Source organism: Pyxidicoccus sp. M6, from assembly GCF_055568925.1.
This window is the reverse complement of the sequence record NZ_CM145714.1, coordinates 1,280,906-1,303,451: the sequence shown is the minus strand read 5'-3', so window position 1 is coordinate 1,303,451 and position 22,546 is coordinate 1,280,906. Positions and strand designations below refer to the sequence as shown.

Annotated in this window: 16 protein-coding genes; 10 read left to right on the top strand and 6 right to left on the bottom strand. The window is 69.4% G+C overall.

Translation table 11 applies throughout. The features are described 5' to 3' along the window. Nucleotides 1–371: 371 nt before the first annotated feature. The 4 genes from ACVTJA_RS05535 (at nt 372) to ACVTJA_RS05520 (ending at nt 5,993) form a co-directional block, all read left to right on the top strand. A complete protein-coding gene (locus tag ACVTJA_RS05535) occupies nt 372–1,784 on the top strand; it encodes a hypothetical protein (RefSeq protein WP_465834403.1) in 1,413 nt (470 codons plus the stop codon). A 335-nt stretch (nt 1,785–2,119) separates the two neighbouring features. Next, nucleotides 2,120–3,949, top strand: coding sequence for a hypothetical protein (locus tag ACVTJA_RS05530; RefSeq protein WP_465834402.1), 1,830 nt, complete (start codon nt 2,120–2,122; stop codon nt 3,947–3,949). Then, nucleotides 3,946–5,280, top strand: a complete 1,335-nt coding sequence (locus ACVTJA_RS05525) for a hypothetical protein (RefSeq protein ID WP_465834400.1) — start codon at nt 3,946–3,948, stop codon at nt 5,278–5,280. Before ACVTJA_RS05530 ends, ACVTJA_RS05525 begins: the two co-directional genes overlap by 4 nt. Before the next feature lie 305 nt (nt 5,281–5,585). Then, a complete protein-coding gene (locus tag ACVTJA_RS05520; RefSeq protein WP_465834399.1) occupies nt 5,586–5,993 on the top strand; it encodes a response regulator in 408 nt (135 codons plus the stop codon). A 12-nt stretch (nt 5,994–6,005) separates the two neighbouring features. On the opposite strand, the gene ACVTJA_RS05515 is transcribed toward ACVTJA_RS05520, so the two are convergent. From ACVTJA_RS05515 to ACVTJA_RS05495, 5 genes are all read right to left on the bottom strand, one after another. After that, a complete protein-coding gene (locus ACVTJA_RS05515) occupies nt 6,006–7,844 on the bottom strand; it encodes a protein kinase domain-containing protein (RefSeq protein WP_465834398.1) in 1,839 nt (612 codons plus the stop codon). A gap of 701 nt (nt 7,845–8,545) precedes the next feature. After that, complete coding sequence (locus ACVTJA_RS05510) at nt 8,546–9,091, bottom strand: hypothetical protein (RefSeq protein ID WP_465834397.1); 546 nt, start codon at nt 9,089–9,091, stop codon at nt 8,546–8,548. A gap of 261 nt (nt 9,092–9,352) precedes the next feature. After that, complete coding sequence (locus ACVTJA_RS05505; RefSeq protein WP_465834396.1) at nt 9,353–10,156, bottom strand: ABC transporter permease; 804 nt, start codon at nt 10,154–10,156, stop codon at nt 9,353–9,355. A 4-nt stretch (nt 10,157–10,160) separates the two neighbouring features. After that, nucleotides 10,161–10,949 carry an ABC transporter ATP-binding protein gene (locus ACVTJA_RS05500; RefSeq protein WP_465834395.1) on the bottom strand — a complete coding sequence of 263 codons (789 nt, stop codon included), beginning with the start codon at nt 10,947–10,949 and terminating at the stop codon, nt 10,161–10,163. A 144-nt stretch (nt 10,950–11,093) separates the two neighbouring features. Next, a complete protein-coding gene (locus tag ACVTJA_RS05495; protein WP_465834393.1) occupies nt 11,094–12,131 on the bottom strand; it encodes an alpha-hydroxy acid oxidase in 1,038 nt (345 codons plus the stop codon). A gap of 309 nt (nt 12,132–12,440) precedes the next feature. Between ACVTJA_RS05495 and ACVTJA_RS05490 the strand changes: the two genes are divergently transcribed. The 6 genes from ACVTJA_RS05490 (at nt 12,441) to ACVTJA_RS05465 (ending at nt 20,028) form a co-directional block, all read left to right on the top strand. Beyond that, the gene (locus tag ACVTJA_RS05490; protein WP_465834392.1) at nt 12,441–13,307 is read left to right on the top strand and encodes a hypothetical protein; all 867 of its coding nucleotides are present in this window, start codon (nt 12,441–12,443) and stop codon (nt 13,305–13,307) included. Between the two features lie 137 nt (nt 13,308–13,444). Further along, nucleotides 13,445–14,971 carry an acetaldehyde dehydrogenase ExaC gene (gene exaC / locus ACVTJA_RS05485; protein ID WP_465834391.1) on the top strand — a complete coding sequence of 509 codons (1,527 nt, stop codon included), beginning with the start codon at nt 13,445–13,447 and terminating at the stop codon, nt 14,969–14,971. Between the two features lie 3 nt (nt 14,972–14,974). Continuing rightward, nucleotides 14,975–15,376, top strand: a complete 402-nt coding sequence (locus ACVTJA_RS05480; protein ID WP_465834390.1) for a DUF779 domain-containing protein — start codon at nt 14,975–14,977, stop codon at nt 15,374–15,376. A 135-nt stretch (nt 15,377–15,511) separates the two neighbouring features. After that, nucleotides 15,512–16,858, top strand: a complete 1,347-nt coding sequence (locus ACVTJA_RS05475) for an AAA family ATPase (RefSeq protein ID WP_465834388.1) — start codon at nt 15,512–15,514, stop codon at nt 16,856–16,858. Beyond that, on the top strand, nt 16,855–17,673 hold the full coding sequence (locus ACVTJA_RS05470; protein WP_465834386.1) for a hypothetical protein: 819 nt from the start codon (nt 16,855–16,857) through the stop codon (nt 17,671–17,673). Before ACVTJA_RS05475 ends, ACVTJA_RS05470 begins: the two co-directional genes overlap by 4 nt. 120 nt (nt 17,674–17,793) lie before the next feature. Then, nucleotides 17,794–20,028, top strand: coding sequence for a S41 family peptidase (locus tag ACVTJA_RS05465; protein ID WP_465840317.1), 2,235 nt, complete (start codon nt 17,794–17,796; stop codon nt 20,026–20,028). On the opposite strand, the gene ACVTJA_RS05460 is transcribed toward ACVTJA_RS05465, so the two are convergent. Beyond that, a complete protein-coding gene (locus ACVTJA_RS05460) occupies nt 19,985–22,528 on the bottom strand; it encodes a GAF domain-containing protein (RefSeq protein WP_465834385.1) in 2,544 nt (847 codons plus the stop codon). The two genes, ACVTJA_RS05465 and ACVTJA_RS05460, sit on opposite strands and share 44 nt — an antisense overlap. Nucleotides 22,529–22,546 lie beyond the last annotated feature (18 nt).

Below are 22,546 nucleotides of genomic sequence, written 5' to 3'. Positions count from 1 at the left end.
CCTCCGACCTTCCCTGTCCACTCCTTCAACCCATGCAGCCCGAGCAGTGGGGGCAGGGAGGCCTGCGGAGGCACTCCCGCCGGCCGCTCCCTTGACGCCCCGCTCCGCCCAGACGCCAGGCGTCCTGCCGGCCGTTGTGAGCCCGATTCAGATTCGGGCCCGCGTCCATGGTCTCTTCATGACGCAGGGGCTGTACCTCGTGGTGGAGAGCATCGAGAGCTTCACGCTCTTGCTATCGGTGGCACAGGCGCTGCCGTTGCCTTCCGACCTGGTTTCGCAACACCGCTGTCGCAGCACCACGACAGCACGCCGCATCGCATGTCAGACGTACGTCGTTACGTCACCTGCCTGGACGCTCACAGGAGACGTGTATGCAATTGGAGCGATGCTGGGCCGCGCTGACACTGCTGTTGTCGCCTGGACTCACATGGGCACAGAACGCCACGGAGCCTCCGCTCACCGGTGAGCAGGAGGCGTCCATGACGGCCCCCCGGGAAGAGCCACCTCGTGTACCGGAGCTGGAACGGGAGGAGCCTGCCACCCGTCGGTGGAAGTACCTGCTGCGGATGGAGGCGACAGCACTGACGCTGCTGCCACGGCATGGTGCCGGCGAGGAGGCAGGCTTCCTTCTGGTGGAGCCACAGGCCGTGGTGGACGGAGGTCCGAAGCTGGGCCTCAACCTGGGGGCCCCGGTGCGGTTGCGGCTGTGGGGTGGTGGTGGGGGCGGAGGCCTGGTGCGGAAGGAGGACTGGGACACGCCGTCCGACTGGGGCCAGTGGCTGCGCTTCTTCCGGTTGGGGAATGAGTCGTCTCGGGTGGCCCTGTGGGGAGGCGCGCTGGACAGGTACAGCCTGCTGTCCGGGCACCTGGTGAGGCACTACTCCAACCGGAGCAATCTGGACTACCACCCGGCGGGAGTGGTGCTGACGGGCAGCGCGGGGCCGCTGTACACGGAGGCCTTCACCTCGGACCTCCTGGGCGCGCGCCTATTGGGCGCGGAAGTCGCGCTGGACGTGCAGCACGTCCTCTTCGGCCGGGCCCGGCGGCCAGGACGCTATGCGCTGGCGGTGTCCGCGGTGCATGACTGGGGACAGGCGGGAGGCGCGTCGAAGCCGGTGACGCTGGCGCACGTGGACGGCACCGTCGTCGTGGCGTCGCGACGAGACAGCCAGAGGGGCTTCGAAGCGCAGGTATTCGCCGGGTGGGGCGGGCGCCCGGGCGAGGGAGGCGCGTGGGGAGCGGTGGCGGGCGCGGGCGTGGACGCGCTGTCACCGACGCTGGACTTGCGCGCGCGGCTGGAGGTACGCAGGCAGCACGGGGGCTTCCGGCAGGGCTACTTCGGCCCGGACTACGAGTTGGCGCGCTTCCAGGCGGCGGGCACCTCCGGCCAGCCGTTGGCGGACGTCTCCTTCCCGGAAGGGTACTCGGCCTACGGCGAGTTGCTGCTGGGCTGGGACGCGGTGGGGTTGGGAGAAGTGGTGCAGCGGCACCTGCTCCTCACCCTGGGCCTGGAGGCCTTCACCTGGGGCCGGGTGGACGTGGACGGGCGCCTGGGGCTGCAACTCTTCCACCGCGCCCTGGAAGTGGCCCTGCACGGCGTCGCGGTGGGCGCGGGCCAGCCGGGCACGCGCTACCTGGCTGCAGGTGAGGTGCAATGGCGCGTGTTTGGCGGAGGGCTGTACGCGCTGGGGCAGAGCGGCACCCTGCTGTACCCGACGCCGGAGGGTGCACTGCGCCCGGGTGGCTTCGTCTCGGTGGGCATGGGAGTGGACAATGCGCGCTGAGACTCGGCTGCTTCGTGGCGTGGGCCTGGGGTTGGCCGCTGCCCTCTTCGCCACGGGTTGCGCCTCGCTGCCGTCGTCCTCGAGCGGGCACGCCGCGACCCTGTCATACGCCCCGGGCCTATCCCCTGCGCGCGGGTTGAGTGCCGCCGCCACCGCCAGCCTCCCGGAGGAATCCTCTGGAATGGAGGACGAGGGGCCGCTGTACCGCCGCCTTCCCACCCAGCCGCAGGGCGCGGGCTGGGGGGGAGACGGCGCCGCTACGGACGCCTCATGCCACTGCCGCCGTATGCGGTGAGGTGCCCTCCGGCTGGCCCCACCTGGACTCGGAAGAAGCGGTGCTGGCCCCCTTCCTCGGGTGTACCAGCCCCGCGGCCTTCGTGGCCCTGCAGCGCACGGTGGACATGCCGCGCCTGGTGGAGGCCCTCTCCGACTGGAATGCCGTCCGGCTGGGCGCCCTCGGCCCGATGGATGAGAAGTCCTCGGAAACTCTCACTCACAAGCGGGCTGCATTCCTCGTCAACGCCACCGAGAGATACGGACTCCCCCGAGCGGAAGTCTTTGCTCTCTTCGTCCTCCACGCCTCCTTCGACGACGAGCTACGCCAGCTCCTGCACCTGCTGAGGGACGGCAAGCAGCTGGGGGACACGTTGGGGCAGATGGCTGCTGTCCGTGAGGAGCTACAGCGGCGTGGGCTGGAGCTCTCCGAGTACCCTGACCGAGAAGAGCGCGCGGCGGATGTGCTCCGAGGACTGGGGCGCGCGAGCCAGGATGCACTCTCCAGCTCTTTGGTGAGCGACGGGGCCCGGTACCAGGGCTTCACCGCGAAGCGAGGGCAGCTGCCGCCGCCCTACCAGTCCGCCCTCGACGAGGTGGAGCGGGCGCTGATGGAGCGGCACTACGCGCCTGGAAGCACGGCGCTTGGGGCCTTCGACCACCTGACGTTCGGCGTGCCGCTGGGTTTCTACCACCTCGTGGCTGGCGCAGGACACGGGGCGCAGTCGCTGTACCAGGGCAGGTACGAGCAGGCCGCGCGGGAGTTGGCGCCGGCTGCGTTGGCGGTGGCGCTGTACGCCGGAGGAAAGGGGGCTCGGGCCCATGCGGAGTCCAGCGGCGCCGGACGAGGCGGGGGACTGCGCCTCGCAGCGCTTGATGCGGAATCGCTGAAGACCGTCGTGAAGCACTTGGAAGAGAGGCTCGGTGGTGATGCGGCTCGCGAGCTCTCCGCGCTCATCCGGGGCGAACGTTCCGTCGGCTATTTCGTGGCGGCCGAGGGACGGGAGGGCGCGATGGCCATCCATGAAGCCCGAGGCAATGTGTCGAAGGCTCAGGCCCTGCTGGCGGAGGCGTATCGCGAGCGCCCGACGGCCATGTCAACGAGCGGCGGCACTGGCACGAGAAGCAGCCGCCCCCCCGCCCTGTCGCAAGAGTCGGCCGGAATCGTGGCAGAGGTGGCGGAGGCCAGGTTCCAGCAGGCGGAGGCTGAGGCCGGAGGGCCGCGCTTACCGATGGACGTGAAGGTCCTGAATCAGCATCGCAAGGCGCTACAGGCTGCCGCTCCTCCCGGAACTGAAGCCCATCCGCTCTGGCCCGACTACGTGTCGTACCTGGAGAAGAGGACCGCTGAAGTCGAGCAGGGCACTGCGGCCAAGGGCCCCTTGGAGTGGGCGAGCTACCAGGTCATGCGGACGCGGTACGCCCGGGGCCTGGCCTTCGAGCGTCTCATGTTCTCCATCCTGGAAAAGGACGCAGCACTTCCACGGGCCCAGCGCCAGTGGTTGAAGGACTTCAACCAACCTCGAGTCTTGACGCACGTGGGTGTGGCGAAGGCGGACCTCCGCTTCGCGGACGCGCTTGTCATCGAGGAACGCCCGCCTGCTGGTCAGCCGCCCCGTGTGGAGACATTCAGCTTCAAGAGCCGGGACTTCTCGCAGATGCGCGCGACCGAGGTGAGTGCACAGATGGTGGCGGACGCGAGTGCAACGTTGGAGTATTACGGCGATACCCTCGAAATACGACGGCCAGGCCTACAGCAGTCGGCGCGCGTCCAAAGAGTGCGTGTTGTATACGAGGGTGGTGCACTCAAACCCGACCGGCAAGACGTTGTGGCTCGGGCAATGGGGAGAGTTGCAGACGAGGTTGAAGGTGTGGAGGTGATGTTTCAATGAAGCCGTTGGGAATCTACGAACTGAGGCCGGATGACCAGTTTGTGTTCAGCTTCAAGGCTGGACTTGGCGAGATGTCTTCGCTTGAGAATGGGTTGCTCCCATTTCTGCGAGCTCTTGAGTCCTGGGCGGGGGACTGGATGCCTGACCTCGTTGAGGGGAAACGGCAACGAAAGTATTCGCGCGACTCATTCCTCAAAGCCGTGGAAGAAGTGCGTGGAGTAAAGAGCTCCACCGTCGGACTCTATCGAACAAAGAGCCCCGCCTTGGATATGGCGGTCTGGCTCAAGCTTCCGCCAGGCGTTCCTGAGCTCTCCGTTACCCTCACCTTGAAACCGCTCTCCTTCTTCTTGGACGTGGAAAGGTGTCATGGCTTCATCGAACTGGTCCGTGCATGGGCCCGTGACTATCCAACCACGCACTCCACTGCGACCAGTCTCTCCGAAGAGCAGTTGTCGCATGCTCCCTATTTCGAACGCGAAGTCGAAGCGGCTCGGCGAGCGGGCGACGACAAGACTCATGAGGTATGCTGGCTCAACATCTTCGGTCCAGGACTGGTGGAGACAGTTGGCCGAAAGCGAGTTCTGTCGACACCTGCGCACCGGCTTGAGGAACTTCCCAATGGCGCCGTGCTCCTTGTACTGCGCCCCACTGTTGCGGACTTCGCGAGCGACGAAGCGCGAGTGGCCCAGGCCCACGCCCAGGCCCACCTGTGGCCGGACCTCAACTTCGACACCGTGCTGCGCACCCTGCGTGAGCGCAGCGCCGCGCTTGTTCCGGTAGAGCCCCGCTTCCATCCGGACGTGGCACCGCTCCTCTCGCGCCTGCCGGACGAGTTCGCCATCAGCGAGCGGCAGCGGAAGATTGCCGAATTCAACGCGTACCACCCCCCCGAGCCGGAGGAGTGGCTTCCAGTTGCCCTTCCACCCGACGTAGACAGCCTGGAGCGCTCCCTCGGCTACTACGGCAGTCTGGCGGAGAGCCTGGTCGCTGCGCTGCACACCTCGGTGGCCTCCCTCTTCGAAGCGAAGCCGGAGTCACTGACCGACCTCGATTTCCACTTCTGGCGAGAGCGTTTCCCAGAGAGGTACGAGCGGAAGCTCATCGACGAGCACACGGTGCCTGCCGTGGGCGCCTACCTTGGCGGAGTATTGGTGAGGCGCCTTGGCGGGCGGTGGATACCGCGCAAGAAACTGGAGGAATCGCAGGTACACGTTGGCCCCCGCGTCTGGCTGCCCTTCCTCCGTGCCCGCCGGTACATGGAGTCTCGTCAGTCGCTGCTGGACTATTCTCTCACTCAATTCTTCCGCGAGGCGGCGCGGCACCGCTCCTGATTGGAGGCATTGCCCTGGCCGTGCGCATCAACGCAGCCGTCGCGTGAAGCTGACCTGCTCCGCGAGCGGTTCGAGCCGCGCGGCTTCATGGAGATGGCTGACCATCTGTCCTGACGAGGAGGCCTGAGCACCCCTGCTCTCCTGCCGTCCCATCCAAGCCCCCTGGGAAAGCAGGCTTTGCGGGAGTGAGTCCGGGGTGCTGTCCACCCAGCCCGGGGTTACCCGAGGGGGGTGGCGACACGCGGGTGGGGATTGCGGGATACTTCGCTCCTGCATCCAATCCGCACGCTCAAGGGGGAGGGGCCATGCCGGAAACCAAGATTCGCGTCCTCGTGGTGGACGACGACCAGGACCAACTCACCCTCGCCGAGCGGACGCTGTCCGCCTATGGCTTCGAGGTCCGCACCCATCGCTCGTCGCTGGGCGTGTCCAACCTCGTGCGCACGTCCACGCCGGACCTGGTGTTGCTGGACGTGAACATCCCCGCGCTCACCGGAGACAAGGTGCTGGCGCTGGCGCGCTCGCAGGCCCCGGCGGCGACGAAGTTCATCCTCTACTCCGCCTCGGACGAGTCCAAGCTGCGCGCGCTGGCCCGCGCGTCCGGCGCGGACGGCTACATCACCAAGAGCGTGCAGGGCGAGGAGCTGGCCCGGAGGCTGACGGCGCTGCACCAGAAGGAGCGCACCGCCGAGGCCACCCCGGCCGCCCGGTAGCAGTCAACTCAACTACCGCGGCACCGGCGTGTTGCGCATCCGCGTGCGGAGCGAGCGCCAGCGCTTGAGGCCTTCCAAATCCAACGGGTCCAACCGCACGGCGGCCTCGTAGGCGGCGAGCGCCTCCTCGAAGCGGGACACGGACGCGAGCGCATCGCCGGACAGACGGTGCACGGCGGCGCGGCCGTCACGGCCGGGATTCGCGGTGAGGAAGCGGCGGCGGCAGTTCTCCAGCGCGGTGACGGTGAGGCCCGCGGCGAGGCAGCGCTCAACGCCCTCCACGTTGCCCAGGCTCGCGTCGTACTCCGCGCGCCGCTCCACGTGACCCAGCACCTGGGAGGCGGCCTGGATGCGCTCCTCGGCCCGCTCCAACTGCGCGCGCTGCGCCAGGGAGAGGGTGCGCGACTTCAGCGGCTCCAGCGCCGCGCGCGCCTTCTGCACGGCGGTGCGCACGGCCTCGGAGGAAGCGTCGCGCGGCAGCTCCAGCGCCGTGTAGTGGTCCCCCGTCAGCCGCGAGCGGAAGCCCTTGAGGGTGCGCTCCGCGACGGCGTCCTCCTGGCCGGAGAAGGGCACCGGAGTGGGCGGCTCCAGGCGCGCGCCGGACTTCATGCGCGCCAGCGCCTCCTGGAACTCGGGCGACGTGTCGCGAAGCTGCACGCCGAAGCCGGGCACCATGCGCCAGGCGCGGGCCTGCTCCGCGGTGACGTGGCGCACCACCTGGCCCGTGCAGGCCAGCTCGCCGCCGGGCAGCCGCAGGAGCAGCCCCACGTCGGACAGGAGCGGCGGAGGCACGCTTTCGGAGTGGAGGAAGAGGCCCGCGCGGCCCATCCACTCGCAGCGCAGCTCCTGGGACTGCGGCGCGCCGGCCAGCTTCACGCGGGCGCTGAAGGTGACGGGCGCGGCGGGCTCGGGCGCGGCGGTGAGCGACGCGACGAGGGCCGCGCGCAGCTCGGCGGCGGTGGCGTAGCGGTCCGCGGGGTGCTTGGCCAGCGCGCGCAGGAGCACGCGCGAGAGCGCCGGAGGCACCGCCGGGTTCACCTGGTGCGGCGGCACCGGCGTCTTCTGCAGGTGACCGATGAGCACCTCCGCCGCCGTGCGGCCCGCGAAGGGCACCTGCCCGGTGACGAGGAAGTAGCCCAGCACGCCCGCCGCGTAGATGTCCGTGCGCGCGTCCACCGTCGCGTCGCCGCATTGCTCGGGCGCCATGAACTCCGGCGTGCCCAGCAGCATGCCGGCTTCCGTGGTGAGCTGGCCCGCCGGCCGCGACAGCAGCTTGGCGATGCCGAAGTCCAACAGCTTCACCCGCTGGCGCCCATTGGGCAGCGGCACGAGGAAGACGTTGGCCGGCTTCAAGTCGCGGTGGACGATGCCGTGCACGTGCGCGGCGCCCAGCGCGTCACACACCTGGGTGAGCAGGTCCACCGCGACGGCGGGCGTCAGCGCCCCCTGCGCGAAGGATGCGAGGCTCTGCCCCTCCAGGTACTCCATGACGAGGTAGGGGCGCCCGTCGCGCGTGTCCAGGTCATAGAGCGTGACGACATTCTCGTGCTGGACGAGCGTCAGCGTGCGCGCCTCGGAGAGGAAGCGCTGGACGAGGTCCGGGTCCTGCGCGAGGTGCGCGTGCAGCACCTTGATGGCCACGCGCTTCTGGATGAGCGCGTGCTCCGCGAGCAGCACCGTGCCCATGCCGCCGCGGCCCAACTCCTTCAGCAGCCGGAAGTGGCCAAGCTGCTTGCCCACGAGCTGGAACGGCGCGGGCACCGGCGTGTGCGTCACCACCGAGCCCGCGGGCGTACCGCCGGCGAACAACATCGTGCCTCCGTCCACGGGCGTGTCTCGATGCGCGCGCACCCAGGTGGGGCACTCGCTGAGGTCGGCGTGCGCGGGGACGCAGGAGCAGAGGGCGATGGCGGATGGAGCGTACACAGTCGGGGGTGGGAACAGCCGTGTGAGGCGAGGCGGCGGGGACCACTGCGAGACACGTGCCAGGGAGGATTCAACCGCCTCCTTACGGGGCTTCCACAGCAAGGCGTTGATCTGCTTCGGATTTCGGACAGTGCCGCCAGGACCTCAGCTCGGTGAGTCTCATGGGCCCCCACTCCCGTGCTGGAGAAACTACAGCCAGCCGGTTGAAAACATTACCGCCGCCCTCACCCCAGCGCGATGTTCCACCCACCTCTCATAAACGCAGTGCGCGCACATTGTTGTGCGGAACACGCCACAGCCCTGCACCGCGCGCGGGGCTTCCGAAGTTTTCGGGCCTGAAAGCGCGAAAAACCCGGAGCAGGGTGTGCCCGGGTGCGTGGATGGATGACGGAGTGTCGCGGAGCTGACGGGGCCGGTGACGCGGGCGGGCGCGCCTCGCGCGTGCTTCCGGGCCGCGGGGAGGAGGGCCGCTTCCGAGAGGTCATCCCTCGAATCGGAAGAGGGCCCGGCGGACGCCGGTGAGGGCGGCGTCCGGGGGCTACGCGCACGCGTCCAGGGTGTACGCGTGTGGTGGGGCCTCCCTGACTTGACGTGTCAGGAAGGCATCCCGAGGTGAGGCGGGCGTGTCAGCCGATGTCGATTTCGCAGACGCCTTCAGAGGTGCAGGTCAGGCCCTCGCAGCAGTCCCCGCTGCTCTCGCAGAACGCGCCCTCGGGCGCGCACACCGGAGCGCCGGCGTCCGGCTCACCGCCGGTGCCCGCGTCCGTCTCGCCGCCGGTGCCCGCGTCCGTCTCACCACCGGTGCCCGCGTCCACCTCGCCGCCGGTGCCGCCGTCGCTGCCGCAGGCGCCCGCCGTGTCGCCGTGCCGCAGGTGGGCCGCCACCGCGGGGAAGCCCACGATGATGGTGTGCGCGTTGGCCGGATTGCCCGGAGGGATGTGGCAGATGGTGACCTTGCCGTTGCCCACCGGATTGTTCGGAGCGGCGTTACCGCCCTCCTCCGCCGGAGCAGACGGGTCCTCGGAAGGCGCGGGCGCGCTCTCCAGCCCGCCGCTCTGGGGGTCGTTCGGGGAGGTGGGCTCCTCGTTCTGCTTCGGGGAGCCGCCGCACGCCAGCAGCGTGCACAGGGCCACCATCAGGGCGGACGAGGAAACGAGGTTGAGGCGTCGCATCACGTTCTCCAGTGACAGGTGTTCGGGCGCTGCAACGGCGGCGGGGCCACCCACCGTCAGGCGTTCCTTCCGAGAGCCACGTCCGGATGCCCGGGGAGGGCAGCGGGTCGAGCATCGCGTCCGGAGCCGCCATGAGCGGTCCATCCAGGTGCCAGCCCCCCGCCGGTACAGCCACTGCTGCGAAAAGACCCGCCAGCACGGCCACCGGCCACGCTGCTGAGTCACTTCTGAACCGGACAGATGTGCTGGAAAAATGAACCTTTAGCTCACGCTTTCGGCGCTGTAGCGGGCGATGAGGCCGGTGCGCACGGCGTGTCGGTGGACACGCGCGAAGAAGGCACTGGCGAGGAGAATCTGCACCACGGCGAGGCCCGCGCCCCACAGCAGCGCGGTGGCGTCGAAGTGGCCGCCGGAGGCGAGCGTGCGCATGCCCTCGAACACGTACGACGGCGGCAGCACCCGCGACACGGCGCGCATCCACTCGGGCAGCGTGGCCAGCGGGTAGAAGACGCCGGCGAAGGGGGAAATCAGCGCGGGGATGGGCCAGACGAACCACTCCGAGGCCGGCCCCAGCCGCAGCACCAGCGCGCACCCGAAGATGCCGATGGCGATGCCGAAGAGGAACAGCACGAGGAGGAAGGGCACGAAGAGCGCGCCGTACGCGGCGAAGGACAGGCCGAACACGGTGGTGGCGAGCAGGAGCATGACGCCCAGGCCCACCGCGCTGGTGGCGATGCTGGAGAGCACGAGCCCGCCGACGTACTCGGAGATGGAGAGCGGCGTGGCGAAGACGTTGAGGAAGTTGCGGGACCAGACGTCCTCGAAGAACACCATCGTCACGCCCTGCATGACGCGGGTGAAGAAGTCCCAGAGGAGCACGGCGCCCAGCAGCGTGTGGACGAAGTTGAAGCCGGGGGCGGCCACGCTGTTGAGGTAGCGGCTCATGAAGCCCCACAGCACCATGTCGATGGCCACCCACGCGAAGAGCGGGAGGAAGCGGGCCACGCTGCCGCGCATCAGGTAGTAGTGGCGCAGGGCGATGGCATAGGCACGGGACAGGCGCATGGTGTCAGGCCCTCTCCAGCGAGAGCGGCTCGCGCGCCACGGCGATGAAGAGCTCCTCCAGGGAGGCCTTGCCGTGCTCGCGGGGCAGCGTCCTCGGGTCGCCTTCGAGCAGCACCCTGCCGCGCGCGAGGAAGAGCACGCGGTGACACACCTCCTCCACCTCGTACATGTTGTGGGACGTCCACAGCACGCCGCCCGCGCCCTCGGCGGCGAAGTCGCGGATGCGGCCGCGGATGTCTCGCGCGGTGGACGGGTCCAGGGACGCGGTGGGCTCGTCGAGGAGCAAGAGGTGCGGGCGGTTGAGCATGGCCTTGGCCAGGGCGACGCGCGTCTGCTCGCCGGAGGAGAGCACGCCGCAGCGGGTGTCGCGGAAGCGCACCAGGTCGAACTGCTCCAGCAACTCGGCGATGCGCGCGGCGAGGGACTTCACGCCGTAGATGAGGCCGAAGACGCGCAGATTCTGGGCGACGGTGAGGTTGCCCGGCAGCGGTGAGTACACGGCGGCGAAGTTGGTGCGCTCCAGGGCCTGCGAGCGCTGGCGCTCCAGGTCGATGTCCTCGATGCGGATGGAGCCGGAGGTGGGCTCGAGCACGCCGAGGAGCATGTTGATGGTGGTCGTCTTGCCGGCGCCGTTGGGCCCGAGCAGGCCGACGATTTCGCCGCGGCCCACGTCGAAGGAGACGCCGTCCACGGCGACGGTGGCGCCGTAGGCCTTTCGCAGGGCGGAGACGGAGAGCACCTTCGACGCGGGGAGCCCCCGCGAGGGGCCCGATGTCGTCACTGGAGTTGCCATATGGGGGCGGCATTGTTCCCCAGCTCGGCGCATTCGCATGCCGCAATCCGTGGCGCCTGGCAATCGCCGCCGTGGAACCGTGGAGTAGCGCATCCTGGGAGGACGCCGGTTGAGGGGTTCACGTCACTGACGGTGGACCTGGGGTCAACGGAGGCGGTTCGGCGCGACGAGGTCCGGCCCCACGGCGGAGACGTCCGACACACCGGCGAGCGCGAGCGCACGCACGGTGTCCTCGCGCAGCGCGTCCAGCACGCCGCGCACGCCATCCGCGCCGCCGGTGGCGAGGCCCCACAGCACGGGCCGGCCCACGAGCACCGCCCGGGCACCGAGCGCCAGGGCGCGCAGCACGTCCCGCCCGGTGCGCACGCCGCCGTCAACGAGGACGGGGACGGTGTTGTCGACGGCCTCCACCACCTCGGGCAGGGCGTCCGCCGTGGACACCGCGCCGTCGAGCTGACGTCCGCCGTGGTTGGAGACGATGAGGCCGGACGCACCATGGCGCAGGCACTCGCGCGCGTCGTCGGCGCGCAGCACGCCCTTCACGAGCACCGGTAGGCCGGACAAATCCCGCAGCCAGTGGATGTCCACGAAGGTGGCGTCGGTGGCCTGCTCGGCGAGCTCGCGGCGGGTGAGGCCCTCGAGGTTGGCGAGGAAGTCCTCCTCGGGAAGAGGCAGCGCGGCGTCGCCCCGGTCGCGGCGCTTGCGGCCCACCACCGGCGTGTCCCCGGTGAGCACCAGCGCACGGGCCCCCGAGGCCACTGCGCGCTGCACGAGCGCGCGGGTGAGGCCCCGGTCCTTGAAGACATAGACCTGGAGCCACCAGGGTCCCGCCACGGCGGCCACGTCCTCCACCTTGCGCGAGGCGCGCGAGGAGAGCACCAGCAGCGAGCCCGCCTCGCGAGTCCCGCGCGCGGTGGCCAGCTCCCCTTCCGGGTGCCCGAGCGAGTGGAACGCGGTGGGCGCGACGAGCACGGGCGAGGCGAGCGGAGTGCCGAGCAGCTCGATGGCGGTGCGCACGGAGGACACGTCGCGCAGCACGCGCGGACGGAGGCGCACGCGCGTCCACGCGGCGATGTTGTCCGCGAGCGTGGACTCCTCGCCAGCGCCACCGGCGTAGTAGTCGAACACCGCCTCGGGCAGCCGAGCGCGGGCCTCGGCCTCCAGCGCTTCGTACGGGAGCATGCCCCTGAAGGGCTACCACGGCGCCGCGGGCGCTTGAAGCCGGAGCCTCCACGGCACGCCCCGCTCCATGCCGGAACCATGAGGGTTCCGTGAGGATTGCGACGCCACGCCTCCGTACCGTCCCCGCCGTCGACTCCTCGGGAGGCACGCATGACGGCATGGAAGCAGCTCGGAGTGGCACTGGTCGCGGTCCTGGTGGCGCTGCCCCCTGGAGCGGGACACGCTTGTATCCAAAGGCCCAGGTCGACCTGGGAGCTCACCGCGGAGGCCGAGCGCATCGTCCTCGGCCGGGTGGTGCGGACCTGGCACGTGGAAGGCACCCCCTACGACGTCGCGCCTCCTTCAGAGACGGAGAGCGACCGCGCCATCCGCGAAGCCCTCCAGTTTCTCGCGCCCCGGGACTGGGTGGAGGTCGAGGTGCTCGAGGTCTGGAAGGGAGCGCCCGTGAAGCGCCTCACCGTCGCCTCGGGAGTGGACTGGGATGGCCTGCGCCACGCCCCGGAGCGCCTCGGAAGGGACCACACCCTGCTCCTCTTCCTCAGCTCCAGCGACGAGGGCTGGCGGACGGCGGGCTATCTCTCCGAACGGGCGCTCGCGCGAGAGGACGTGCCGGCCTGGCGGGAGCGCGTGAAGGAGGCACTCACGCTACATGCCCAACACCCCGAGCACGAGCAGGCCTGGCGCGAGTGGAATGCGCTCGGGCTCCTGCACCGGGCCACGCGCACGGATGCACTGGGGGAGGTCTACGACAGGGACATTCCGTGGAGGAACAGCCCCGACGAGCCCCTCTCCGTGCCAGCGACGCCGCTCGTGAGCCCCGTGACGCAGCGGCGCATCGCCTCCAGCGTCATCGCGGACCCCCGCGGCTCGGACTCGCGGTGGATGGCGGCCCTGCCCGAGCTGCTCCTGCTGTTGAACGGCTACGCGGACCCGGACATCGACCGAATCGCCGCGTCGCTCGTGGAAGAGCGGCTCGGGGACATCCGGCGCCACCCACTCTCGTTCACCCAGGATGCCCTGGACCTCTTGAGCATCCGGTTCGGGGTGGACGGGCGGCCCGGCACGGAGCGGTGCGACCTGGGCGAGCCGCGGGACGAGGATGCGGAATCCGTCCTCCCCTGCGTCCGTGCGCGCTGGGAGCGCATCCGCGCCCTGCACGCACAGCAGCGGCCGTGAAGCACGCGCCCCTCGCTGACGCGGCGCGGCTGACCACTTCCGAACGCGAACCGGCCCCGTGGGGTCAGGGACGTGCGACTGCGGGGAGGCCCATCCTCCGCAGTCCTCACCCTCACCGCCGACGCAGGAGGTTGCGCATGTCGAAGGTCTATGAAGCTCCGGGGCAGCAGGGCAGCCTGGTGAAGTTCAAGAACCGGTACGGCAACTACATCGGTGGTGAGTTCGTCCCGCCCGTCCGGGGCCAGTACTTCGAAAACATCAGCCCGGTGAATGGGAAGCCGTTCTGTGAAGTCCCGCGCTCCAACCACGAGGACGTGGAGAAGGCCCTGGACGCCGCGCACCGCGCGAAGGACGCGTGGGGCCGCACCTCCGTCGCCGAGCGCGCGGACATCCTCAACAAGATTGCCGACCGAATCGTCCAGAACCTGGAGACGCTCGCGGTGGCGGAGTGCTGGGAGAACGGCAAGCCCGTGCGCGAGACGCTCGCGGCGGACCTGCCGCTGGCGGTGGACCACTATCGCTACTTCGCCGGCGCCATCCGCGCGCAAGAGGGCGCCATCAGCCAGCTCGACGACCACACCGTGGCGTACCACTTCCACGAGCCGCTCGGCGTGGTGGGGCAAATCATCCCGTGGAACTTCCCGCTGCTGATGGCCACGTGGAAGCTCGCTCCGGCGCTGGCCGCGGGCAACTGCGTGGTGCTCAAGCCCGCCGAGCAGACGCCCTCCACCATCCTGCTGCTGATGGAGCTGGTCGGCGATTTGCTGCCACCCGGCGTGGTCAACGTGGTGAACGGGTACGGAATCGAGGCGGGCAAGCCGCTGGCGAGCAGCAAGCGCGTGTCGAAGGTGGCCTTCACGGGTGAGACGACGACGGGCCGGCTCATCATGCAGTACGCGTCGGAGAACCTGATTCCGGTGACGCTCGAGCTGGGCGGCAAGTCGCCCAACATCTTCTTCGAGGACGTGTTCGCGAAGGACGACGACTTCGCGCGCAAGGCGGTTGAGGGCTTCACCATGTTCGCCCTCAACCAGGGCGAGGTGTGCACCTGCCCGTCCCGCGCGCTGGTGGCCGAACGCATCTACGAGGAGTTCATGCACCACGCGCTGGAGCGCACGCGCAAGCTGGTGCAGGGCAACCCGCTGGACACGATGACGCAGGTGGGCGCGCAGGCGTCGAACGACCAACTGGAGAAGATTCTCTCGTACATCGACATCGGCAAGAAGGAGGGCGCGAAGGTGCTCACGGGCGGCGGCCGCAAGGCGATGCCCGGCGCGCTGGCCGAGGGCTACTACGTGGAGCCGACGGTGTTCGAGGGCCACAACCGGATGCGCATCTTCCAGGAGGAAATCTTCGGGCCGGTGGTGTCGGTGACGAAGTTCCGGGACACGGACGACGCGCTCGCGGTGGCGAACGACACGCTGTACGGCCTGGGCGCGGGCGTGTGGACGCGCGATCAGAACACGGCGTACCGGATGGGCCGGGCGATTCAGGCGGGCCGCGTCTGGGTGAACTGCTACCACCAGTATCCGGCGCACGCGGCTTTCGGCGGGTACAAGCAGTCGGGCATCGGGCGCGAGAACCACAGCATGATGCTGTCGCACTACCAGCACACGAAGAACATGCTGGTGAGCTACGACCCGAAGCCGACGGGCCTGTTCTGAGAGATGCGCGTCGAGCGAGTCACGGTGACACCGGCGGCCGAGAGCCTCCTGCGGAAGTTGCAGGGGGTGCACGGGCCGCTGCTGTTCCACCAGTCGGGGGGCTGCTGTGACGGCAGCGCCCCCATGTGCTTCCCACGCGGCGAGTTCCGCGTGGGACAGCAGGACGTGTACCTGGGCACGGTGGTGGACACGCCGTTCTACATCTCGGGGCCGCAGTTCGAGTACTGGCAGCACACGCACCTGACGGTGGACGTGGTGCCGGGACGAGGCAGCGGCTTCTCCGTGGAAGCCCCCGAGGGCGTGCGGTTCCTCATCCGCTCACGGGTGTTCGAAGACGCGGAGTACCACGCGCTGAAGGAGCAGGGCCCGCCACCCCGAGGGCCCCAGCACGAGCAGCGCGGGTGAGCGTGGAACCGTGGCCCGCCGGGCCCACTTCCGTGGGTCTGGCGGGCACGGTGGAGCGAAGTAATCGGCGGGGTTTGGCGCGGTGGCACTATGATGCGCCGGGCTCGGAGCACGTCTGCTCCGGCACCGCCTCTCATGTACCTCGCCGGCATCACACTGCAGAAGCTCAAGCTCCTGAGCAGCTTCCACCTGTCCTGCACGAATGAGGATGGAAGCCCCCGGATGTGGACGGTACTCCTTGGGGAGAACGGTCTTTGCAAGACGAGCATCTTGCAAGCCATCGCCATGGCGGCGAGCGGCTACGTTCGCGCCAACCAACTGGCGGATGTTCCTTCTCTTCCAGACCGGAGGGCCGTCAACGAGAAGGTCGAGATTGGTGCGACCTTCACCTTTGGCCGAGTGAGGCATGCCGTACGGGAGTACCCGGGGCTTGTTGCCTCGCGCCCGGTGGCTCCCCCCTTCATCTACTCGGGTCTCTTCATTTCACCCGGGCACAGCATCATCAACGGGCTCTCGCACTACGATCTGCCGGGTGACGAAGTTGCTGTCAAAGCACCTCCTATTGAAGAGGCGCGAGCCCGAAACCTTTCGCACTGGTTCGTCGCGGGTTACGGAACCTCGCGACTCCTACCGCGACCACTCGGTAGCGAGCAGTCCGATGACCCCGTCCTGAGCCGACTGAACCCGCTATTCGACCGAGGGCGGCTGATTGGGACGGGCTTCGCGGATCTCCTCGAAGACCCCAGCGAATTCACACGAGCCCTGCGCGCTGCACTTGTCGAAAGTCAGTTGCTGCCCCACGCCATGGATGTGGAGATGCGCGGACGAGGGAGCGCGAAGTCCGCGGCAGACCTCGTGGAGAAACACCGCTTTGGCCTGAAGCTCGGCGGACAGACGGTGCAACTCCCCGCCACCTGGCTCTCGCAGGGCTACCAGAGCACCATCGCGTGGATTGCCGACATCATCGGCCAATTCTTCTGGGAGGCTGGAGGCCCAGTGCCTCTTGATGAGATGGAAGGTCTCGTCCTCATCGACGAAATCGACCTGCACCTCCATCCGAAGTGGCAGCTCCGGCTGATTCCCACGCTCAAGCGCGTCTTCCCCCGGCTCCAATTCATCGTGACGACGCACTCCCCCATGGTCCTGCCAGGACTGAAGCGGGAGGAGGTCGTCCTGCTGAAGATGGATGACGAGGGCAACGTCGTAGCGGAGCAGAGCCCAGAGGAACCCGCGCTGCTGACCGGGAGCGAGATCTATCGGACCTTCTTCGGCATCGACCGGCTCTACCCGACCCAACTCGGTGAGGACCTCCGCCGGTACAGCTTCCTCATCGCGGACCCGATGCGCAGCGACGCCGAGGACCAGGAGATGCGCGAGCTTCAGAAGAAGCTGGCCGACGCGGGCGTGGACCCCGGCTGGGAACCCATTCCCCGCGAGCAGACGCCTCCCTCTGACACGGAGCCGGGCAAGAAGACTCCATGATTCGTGTGAATCGAGGCGTGGAGCCCACCGCGCTCGCACAAGTCCGACAAGCCGAGCTGCCGCGCGTCCGGGCCATCACCGCTACGCGAGCGCCTTCGTCCAAGGAAATCGGCACGAAGTATCAGGTCGTCCAGGAGGCGCTCTGGCGGGCCCAACACGCCAAGTGCTGTTACTGCGAGCACCGCGAGCAGATGAAGCGGAACGACGTCGAGCACTTCCGCCCCAAGACTCGCGCCGTACGCACTCCGGGCTGCGCGGAGCAACACGGCTACTGGTGGCTCGCGTGGACCTGGGAGAACCTGCTGTTCTCCTGCCGCAACTGCAATCAGTCGCCCGCGAAGCTGGACAAGTTTCCGCTCGCTCCCGGTAGCGAGCCGCTCATGCCCGAGCAGATGCCTCCGGGCGGAGAGCGGCCACTGCTCATCGATCCAGCCTCGGAATCAGGCATCGAGCACATCCAGTTCGTCTGGACCGCGCTGGGCGCGGCAGGCACGGGGAGATGGATGCCCCGGCCACGCAACGGGAGCCGCAAGGGAGCGCAAACCATCAAGGTCTGTCGCCTCGACCGACCGGACATGCTCGACCTGTATGGCCAGCACGTCGAGGAGCACGTCAAACCGAAGCTCGAAGGCGTCCTCCTGGCCATTCGCGACGACCGAACCGCCGACGCGCAGACAGAATGGAAGCGAGCGGTCAGAAGCCTCCTCAATGCGCGCCAGGAGTTCGCGGGGCTGTCCTACGACGCGATGAACCACCTCGTCCCGCCCGTGGTCCGCGTAGCCCACCAGCTCGACCTGCCCATTCCTCCCGTCTGAAGTCTTCCGCGGAACCTTTCTCCGGGTGGCGGTGTCTGGGCCCGCCACCAGGAGGTGTCCTTGGAAAGCGTGAGGAGCTGGCGTGCGCCGGCATGGCCGTGGTGTGCCGTTGTGTTGGCGGTGGTGCTCGGGGCTGCCCCCGTCTGGGCCGCAGAGGACAGCAAGCCCGAGCCCGCGATGGAGAACGCCGCCGCGATGGGGCGTGTCTGGGGCACGGTGAAGTATGTGCATCCCGCGCTCGCGTTCCGCGAGGTGGACTGGGATGCCGCCCTCGTCGAGGCGCTGCCGAAGGCCACCGCCGCGAAGACACCCGATGCTCTGGCCGAGGCGGTGGGCTCGATGCTCCGCCGTCTCGACGACCCGCTCACCCGCGTGGAGCGTGAGGCGCCATCCGCGCCCGTTCGAGAGGCCACCCGTGAGGCCCCGGGCCCGTTCTCTCGTTGGTCCGGTGACGTGCTCGTCATCGACCTGGACCGCACCTATGCCAACCTGAATGAGCTCTTTCCGCTCGTCACCGCGCTGGCTCCCGAGCTGGCGAAGGCTCGCCGTGTCATCGTGGACCTTCGCGCCAGTGGTCCCAACGAAGCCAACTGGATGGGAATGGCGCTCGGCTTCCTGGAGCGCTCACTTCCCTCGGAGAAGGTGACGGCTCCGGCCGAACGCTTCCGTGTGTACTCCGGCTTTCCGGTGCAGCTCGGTCCCAGCTCGGGCGGCTACTCCGCTTCGGTGGAGACGCGGCTGGCTCGCACCTTCGCTCCCGCTCCCGGCACGCCGAAGCGCTCCGTTGCGTTCCTCGTCAATGGCCGTACGCCGCTGTCACCGCTGCTGCTGGCGATGCGTGGCTCGCCTCGCACGTTCCTCGTGTCGCAGGGGCCGCTCGATGAATCGTCCGCGGTTCAGGTCCAGCAGGTTCCCCTCCCCGGCGGATACCGCGCGGTGGTGCGCGCCTCGGAGCTCGCCTTCCCTCCGGGCTCCGCGGGCCTTCGCGCGGACGTCACCGTTCCCGAGACTTCGGATGAACGGGATTCCGGCCCCGCGTTCCAGGCGGCGCTGCGGCTGTTGCGCTCGGGCACGTCGAAGGGGCCCTCACATACCTCCGTGCAGAACGCGGCCCTGCCCATCGGCGGCCCGGACAATGCCTATGAGGCCATGCCCTACCCGGCCGAGCCCTACCGCATGCTCGCCGTCATCCGCTTCTGGAACGTGATGCGCTTCTTCCATCCGGACCCGAAGGCGCTCGGTGACTGGGACTCGGTGTTGCCTACGTTCCTCTCACGAGCTCGCGAGGCGGTGGATGCCGCCGCGTACACGCGCGTCCTCTACGCGCTCACGGCCCGGGTGAATGACGGACACATCTTCGTCGCGGAGGGCGGCGTGCCGATGCGCTCGCTCGCGGAGGCCAGCGCGCCGCTCGTGCTCCGCGCCGTGGACGGCCACTTCCTGGTGACGGAGCTTCCCGTGCCCGAGGCCGCTCGCGCCGCCGGAATCTCCGTGGGTGACGAGGTGCTGTCCGTGAACGGCGAGCCCGTGGCCACCCGGGTTGAGCACCTCGGTGCGCTGCTCGGAGCTTCGCATGCCGCCGCGCGGATGGAGCGCGTGGCGAGCCTGCTGCTCGCGGGCGCGGAGGGCTCGCCAGTGGTGATGATGCTCCAGTCCCCCGACGGCCGGATGAAGGAGTCGAAGCTGCTCCGCTCGAAGGACTTCCTCCCCTTCCTTCGTCCGCCCCCGGAGAGCCCCACGCCGTGGAAGAAGCTGGACGGTGGCGTGGGCTACGTGGACCTACGACTCCTGCGCGCGGAGAGTGTGGACGCGATGCTCGACGTGATGAAGGACACGCGCGCGCTCGTGCTCGACCTGCGTGGGTATCCGCAGGGTAGCGCCTGGGCACTAGCGCCCCGACTCAACACACGGAGTGCCACCACGTCCGCCCTCATCTCCCGGCCGCTGCTGTCCGCTGGCGAGCGGCGCGAGGTGCGCCACCCGGAACCGATGCCCACCACCGACAAGCCGCTCTACCGGGGACGTGTGGTGGTGCTCGTCGACGAGCGCACGCTGAGCCAGGGCGAGTACACGGCGATGATGATTCAAGCCGCCTCGGGCGCGACGCTGGTGGGTAGCTCCACCGCGGGCGCCGTGGGTGACACCACCAACGTGTGCCTGCCCGGTGCCGTCTGCGTCCTCTTCACCGGCCAGCGCTTCGAGACGCCCGACGGCCGCGCCGTGCAGGGCGTGGGCCTGCGTCCCGACGTGGAGGTACGGCCCACCGTGCGCGGCCTGCGCTCCGGCCGTGACGAAGTACTGGAAAGGGCGCTCACCCTCCTGCGCGAGGAGTCCCGCGCGGCAGCCTCACGGTGAAGATGGAGCCCGCTCCGGGGCGGCTCTCCACCTCGATGCGGCCTCCCATCGCGTCCACAATCTGCCGGCTGATGTAGAGCCCCAACCCAAGCCCGCCGTAGTGCCGCTCCGACACGGCGCGCTCGAAGCGGCCGAACACGCGCGACAAGTCCTCCGCCGCGATGCCGATGCCCTCGTCGCGCACCGACAGCCGCACCTCCGTGTCGCCCTCGGGCGCGGCCTCCACCACCACGGGCCGCCCCGCGCCGTACTTCGCCGCGTTGGTCAGCAGGTTCACCAACACCTGGTCCAGCCGCAGCGAGTCCCACCGCCCCGGCAGCGGGCCCGGCACGTCCACGCGCACCGTGCACCCGGCCTGGGCGAACACCTCCTCCATCCGGTCCACCGCGTCCCGCACCGCCTGCCCCAGGTCCACGTCCGAGGGCTCCAACGCCAGACGCCCCAAAGAAATACGGCTCACGTCCAGCAGGCTGTCCACCAACGTCGTGAGCCGGTGCACCTGGCGCATCGCCGTGGACAACTTCGGAGCCACCTTCTCGCGCGCCTCGGTGCTCAGCGCACGGTCGATGAGCCCGTGCTGCAGCTTGAGACTGGTCAGCGGTGTCTTCAATTCGTGGCTCGCCACGGAGAGGAACTCATCGCGCAGCCGCACCGCCGCCTGGGCGTCGCGATAGAGCGACGCGTTCTCCAGCGCCACCGCCACCCGCCGCGCCAGCTCCTCCGCCATCGTGACGTCCGAGGTGACCAGCCTCCGCTGCGGCGGCGCGGTCCCCAGCGTAATCACGCCCAGCGTGCGCCCACGCGTGCGAATCGGCACGGAGAGCAGCGAGTGCGGGTTGAGCACCTCCAGCAGCGCGCGGTGCTCCGGCCCCTGCCACATGCGCTCGCGCAGGTCCTCGCCCACCTCCGGCAGGTAGCGCGTCTCCCCCGTGTGGAAGCACTCGTACGACAGGTGCAGCGTGCCCTCGCTCATCATCGGCGACAGCGTGGACAGCACGACGGCGTCGCGTGCCGAATCCCTGTGGGCGGCGGCCACGCAGCGCAGGGCTCCGTCCGGCCCCGCGAGCTCCACGAGGCAGCAGGTGGCCACGCCTCGCGCCGCTGCCCGGGCCACGTGCTCCAGCGTCCACTCCACGTCGTCCAGGTGCTCGGCCAGCGCGCGGCTCGCGTCGAGGAGGAAGAACAGCCGCTCCTCGGCCTCCTTCCCCATCTCCAGCGCGTGGTGCAACCGCTCGCCGCGCTCCCGCAGTGTCTCGTACAGCGCGGCCCGCTCCAGGGCCTGCGCGCACTGGTACGCCAGGGCCTCCAGGAAGGCGCGCTCGGCGGGGACGAAGGCGCGCGGCGCATCCCAGGCCAGGGCCAGGAAGCCGCGCACGCCCCTCTCCACCAGCAGCGGCAGCAGGGCCCGTGCGCCCTCGCCCAGGCGCTCCGCCTCGGGCCGCGCATGGTCCGAGACGGGCAACATCGGCTCCAGGTGCGTGAACCAGTGCGGCTCGCGGCGCTCGCGCGTCTGGCGCAGCAGCGTCGCCTCGGAGGCCTTCAGCGCGCGGAGGTGCTCGAGGTGCGCCGGCGTGTAGCCGAAGGAGCCTCGCACGGTGATGCCGTCATCCTCCCGAATCTCCAGCACGGCGCCTCGCACCGCGCCGCTCGCGCCGAGCCCCTCGCGCATCACCACCTCGGCCACCTCTTCCGCGCTGACGGACCGGGACAGGGCCGCGGTGACGGCCTGGAGCCGCTCGGTGCGAAGCTGCGCCTCGCGGGCCTCGGCGTAGAGGAGCGCGTTGTCCACCGAGAGGCTGGCGCGGCGGGCCAGCTCCAGGACGAGCTCCAGCTCCGTCTCGTGGAAGCCATCGCCCTCCTCGCTCCGAATCAGCGCGACGGCGCCGAGCGTGCGGCCCCGGGCCCGCAGCGGAACGAAGATGCCGGCGCGGACGCCGAGCCGCCTCGCGACCTCGAGCTGCTCGGGGACACGCAGCATTCCCGGCAGCATCGCGTCCGAGACTTCGGGCAGGAACACGGGCGCGCCGGTGCGCAGCACCTCGGAGACATCGCCGGGAGTGGACAGGTCCGGGGGACGCAGGCGCCACAGCTCGTGGACCAGGGCCACCTTCTCCGGCTCGCGGTGCGCCGCGGCCACGCGCTCCACCTGGCCGTCGTCGGCGAGGAAGTCCACCACGCACCAGTCCGCCAGCACCGGCACCGTCAGCTCGGCCAGCCGCCGCAGCACCGTGCGCCACTCCAGCGACGAGGACAGCAGCTCACCCGCGCTGGAGAGGAAGGCGAGGCGCTCCTCCGCGTCGCTGCCGCGAAGCCGGACAGAGGCATCGAAGCGAGTGCCCGCGTGCTCACCGCCAGGACCGGATGCACCGGAACGTGAGCGCGCAGCGTCGGCATCGGAGCGTGCTTGCTCGTCATCCACGCCGATGAGGGTGTTCACCCCGGAGCCCTCGCGCGCATGCGCCTCTGCCTCGGTGGACTCGGGCGCGGAGGGTTCGGCCACGGATGCGGGCCGCGACAG

Excerpts from the sequence above, each read along its gene's own strand:
- ACVTJA_RS05475 (WP_465834388.1), top strand. The coding sequence starts at position 15,512 with ATGTACCTCGCCGGCATCACACTGCAGAAGCTCAAGCTCCTGAGCAGC.
- ACVTJA_RS05480 (WP_465834390.1), top strand. The coding sequence starts at position 14,975 with ATGCGCGTCGAGCGAGTCACGGTGACACCGGCGGCCGAGAGCCTCCTG.
- ACVTJA_RS05500 (WP_465834395.1), bottom strand. The coding sequence starts at position 10,949 with ATGGCAACTCCAGTGACGACATCGGGCCCCTCGCGGGGGCTCCCCGCG.
- ACVTJA_RS05535 (WP_465834403.1), top strand. The coding sequence starts at position 372 with ATGCAATTGGAGCGATGCTGGGCCGCGCTGACACTGCTGTTGTCGCCT.
- ACVTJA_RS05470 (WP_465834386.1), top strand. The coding sequence starts at position 16,855 with ATGATTCGTGTGAATCGAGGCGTGGAGCCCACCGCGCTCGCACAAGTC.
- ACVTJA_RS05520 (WP_465834399.1), top strand. The coding sequence starts at position 5,586 with ATGCCGGAAACCAAGATTCGCGTCCTCGTGGTGGACGACGACCAGGAC.
- ACVTJA_RS05525 (WP_465834400.1), top strand. The coding sequence starts at position 3,946 with ATGAAGCCGTTGGGAATCTACGAACTGAGGCCGGATGACCAGTTTGTG.
- ACVTJA_RS05495 (WP_465834393.1), bottom strand. The coding sequence starts at position 12,131 with ATGCTCCCGTACGAAGCGCTGGAGGCCGAGGCCCGCGCTCGGCTGCCC.
- exaC (WP_465834391.1), top strand. The coding sequence starts at position 13,445 with ATGTCGAAGGTCTATGAAGCTCCGGGGCAGCAGGGCAGCCTGGTGAAG.
- ACVTJA_RS05510 (WP_465834397.1), bottom strand. The coding sequence starts at position 9,091 with ATGCGACGCCTCAACCTCGTTTCCTCGTCCGCCCTGATGGTGGCCCTG.
- ACVTJA_RS05505 (WP_465834396.1), bottom strand. The coding sequence starts at position 10,156 with ATGCGCCTGTCCCGTGCCTATGCCATCGCCCTGCGCCACTACTACCTG.